The following is a 3,444-nucleotide window of genomic DNA, read 5'->3' as shown; positions in this document are numbered from 1 at the left end:
GGAATGATCCGGGTACTGCTGGCGGACGACGAGGCGATGATCAGGGCCGGGGTGGGCGCCATCCTCTCCTCGGCGGACGACATCGAGGTCGTTGCCGAGGCGGGTGACGGGCACGAGGCCGTCGAACTCGCCCTGAAACACCGGCCCGACATCTGCCTCCTCGACATCCGGATGCCGAAGGTCGACGGACTGCGGGCGGCCGAGGAACTGCGGCGGGTGCTGCCGGAGACGGCGGTCATGATGCTGACGACGTTCTCCGAGGACGAGTACATCGCGAGCGCGCTCGGCTCGGGGGCGGCCGGGTTCGTCCTCAAGTCGGGGGACCCGCGCGAACTGATCGCCGGGGTCCAGGCCGTCGCCGAAGGCGGCGCGTACCTCTCGCCGAGCGTCGCCCGGCGCGTCCTCACGCACCTGGGGACAGGGCAGTTGGGCAAGCAGGCCAGTGCCCGCGCCCGGGTCGGGGAACTCACCGGCCGGGAGCGCGACGTGCTCGCCCTGGTCGGCGCGGGCCTCTCCAACGCGGAAATCGCCCGGCGGCTGCACGTCGTCGAGGGGACCGTGAAGGCGTACGTCAGCCAGATCCTGGCCCGGCTCGACTTCAAGAACCGGGTGCAGGCGGCGATCCTCGCGTATGAGGCGGGGCTCGTTCCGGAGCAGTGAGGGGGCGGGGCGAGGGGTGTTCTGGCGGTGCCCTTGCCCGCAAGTGGCGTTCATGACTTTTGTCAGGGGCGCAGGGCCGGAAGATCGGCCAAGCTGGAGCCATGAACGGCAACCAACTCGGCCTGCGGGCCCAGCAGTTCCGGTGGGCCGGCCCGGCCTGGCGGGCCCGCCTGTACGACCTCGGGCTCTGGCTGGTGCTCAGTGCGCCGCCCGTCGTGGAGGAGGCAAGCCGGCACGTGCAGACCGGGCCGGCGGCGGCCGTCGGGGTTCTGCTGCTGGCCGTGGCAGTCGGGGCCGGGCGGCGGTGGCCGCTGGCGGTGCTTCCCGTGCCGCTGGCGCTGAATCTCGTACGGGACGTCGAGCTGCTCACGCTGCCCTTCCTGCCCGCACTCGTGGCCATGGCCTACCTCGCGGGGGTCCGGGCTCCCCAAGTCCGGCCCGCCGTACGCTTCTTCGGGGCGGTGGCCCTGGCGGGGCTGCCGGTGTGCGTGCTGGTGCGCGATCTGTGGGCCTGGCCCTCGCAACTGCTCATGCTGCTCCTGTGCATGGGACTGCCGTGGCTGCTCGGCCGCTGGCGTGGGCAGTACGCGGACCTGGTGAGTGCCGGGTGGCGGCTCGCCGACCGGATGGAGCGCGAGCAGAAGGCCGTCGCCGACCGCACCCGGATGCGCGAGCGGGCCCGGATGGCGAGCGACATGCACGACTCCCTGGGACACGACCTGACCCTGCTCGCCGTGCAGGCGGCGGCGCTTCAGGTCGACCGCACCCTGGACGCCCGGCAGCAGGCCGCCGTCGGTGAACTGCGGGAGGCCGCCGCCGCGGCGACCGGACGGCTGCGGGAAATCATCGGTGTACTGCGCACCGACGACGAGGGGGCGGAGGGGGCGACCGGGGCCGCGGCCACCCCGGAGGCCGTCGTCGAGCGGGCGCGGGCCTCCGGCATCGACGTCGTACTGGAGCAGGAGGGCGAGCCCGCGGGGCTGCCGCCCATGGTGGGGCACGCCGTGCACCGTGTCGTCCAGGAGTCCCTGACGAACGCGGCCAAGCACGCCCCCGGGGCCCGGATACGCGTCGCGGTCGTCCGGGACGGCGGCTTCCTGGACGTCACCGTCGTCAACGGCCCTGCCGCCCACGGGGTTTCGGCCCCCGAAGTGGCCTCCGGCGGCACCGGGCTGGTCGGCCTCGACGAGCGGGTGCGGCTCGCGGGCGGCACCCTGCGTGCCGGTCACGTGCCCGACGGGGGGTTCGAGGTCGCCGTCCGGCTCCCCGTCACCGCGGGAGCGGCGCCCCGGCCGGCCGGTGACCCGTATCCCACGGTGTCCGCACGGGAGCTGGCGCGGGCCAGGGAGCAGGTGCGGGGGAGGCTCCGGCAGATCGTGCTGGCGCCGCTCGCCGTGCTGGCCGGGATCCTCCTGGTCATGGTCCCCGTCGCCCTGATCAGTTCCGTCTTCTCCGTGCTGGACCGGGAGGGGTACGACCGGCTGGTGGTGGGCGGGGCGCGCGGCGCGGTGGAGGAGGCGCTGCCCGCGTTCACCCGGGACGGGGCGCCGGACGGGGCGCCGGCCGAGCCCCCCGGCGAGGAGTGCGTGTACTACAGCACCCGGTTGATGTCCGACGACGCCTACCGGTTGTGCTTCTCGGGTGGGACGCTGACGGGCAAGGACACCGTGGGCGGAGTGCGGTGAGTTGAGGAGGAAGCGTAAACCCCGGATGTGAAGGTGGTGTTGAATAAATTGTCGGTGTGTGAGCACGAATGACAAGCATCCTTCCGGGTACACGCGCCCTTGCAGTTGATACACCGATGAAGGGGAGGACACCGTGTCCATGGCGACCGCAGTCCCGACTGGAACCATGTACGAAGTGACCGGGACCGCACCCGCGGAGCGGGAACTTCCGTACGTGGAGTCTCCGGCGGAGGTAGCCCCGAAGGACGCCCGCGAACTGTCGAGGATCTTCTTCGCACGGCTCGCCGTCCTTGAGGAGGGCACGCACGAGTACCAGTACGCCCGCAACACCCTGATCGAGCTCAACCTCGCGCTCGTGAAGTACGCGGCCACCCGCTTCCGCAACCGGTCCGACCAGATGGAAGACATCGTCCAGGTCGGCACGATCGGTCTGATCAAGGCCATCGACCGGTTCGAGCTGACCCGCGAGGTCGAGTTCGCGACCTTCGCCATGCCGTGCATCGTCGGTGAGATCAAGCGGTTCTTCCGGGACACCAGCTGGTCGGTGCACGTGCCGCGGCGTCTCCAGGAGCTGCGGATAGACCTCGCGAAGGCGAACGACGTGCTGTTCCAGCAGTTCGACCGCGCACCCACCACCGCCGAGCTCGCCGCCTACCTCGACATGGCGGAGGACGAGATCGTCGAGGGCCTGGTCGCCTCCAACGGCTATACCGCGGGATCCATCGACATTCCTCTCGACGACGGTGCGGATTCCGGTGCGCAGACCCTCGCCGACCGCCTCGGCGACACCGACTCCGACCTGGAGATCGTGGAGAACGTCCAGGCGCTGAAGCCGCTCATCGACGAACTCGACGAGCGCGACAAGCAGATCCTGAGCATGCGGTACGGCGCGGAGATGACGCAGTCGCAGATCGGCGACGAACTGGGCGTGTCCCAGATGCAGGTGTCCCGGCTGCTGACCCGCATCACGAAGAGGCTGCGGGAGGGGCTCCTCACCCAGGAGTGAGCTCACCCAGGAGCACCCAGGAGTGAGCGCGCCGGAGCGGGCGCGTCCGCATGCCGTACGTACGGGGCCGGGCCGCCCTGATGAGGTCGGCCC

General features: G+C 71.1%; 3 protein-coding genes. All 3 read left to right on the top strand.

Going from position 1 to position 3,444, the window contains the following annotated elements:
• Positions 1-3: 3 nt before the first annotated feature.
• The 3 genes from ACWGIG_RS37910 (at position 4) to ACWGIG_RS37900 (ending at position 3,351) form a co-directional block, all read left to right on the top strand.
• The gene (locus ACWGIG_RS37910) at positions 4-660 is read left to right on the top strand and encodes a response regulator (protein ID WP_453326274.1); all 657 of its coding nucleotides are present in this window, start codon (positions 4-6) and stop codon (positions 658-660) included.
• 101 nt (positions 661-761) lie between these two features.
• The gene (locus ACWGIG_RS37905; RefSeq protein WP_453326273.1) at positions 762-2,345 is read left to right on the top strand and encodes a sensor histidine kinase; all 1,584 of its coding nucleotides are present in this window, start codon (positions 762-764) and stop codon (positions 2,343-2,345) included.
• 133 nt (positions 2,346-2,478) lie between these two features.
• A complete protein-coding gene (locus ACWGIG_RS37900) occupies positions 2,479-3,351 on the top strand; it encodes an RNA polymerase sigma factor SigF (RefSeq protein WP_453326272.1) in 873 nt (290 codons plus the stop codon).
• Positions 3,352-3,444: the final 93 nt, after the last annotated feature.

The sequence above is a fragment of the Streptomyces sp. NPDC054863 genome (assembly GCF_053610825.1).
This window is presented reverse-complemented; position numbering and strand designations above follow the sequence as displayed.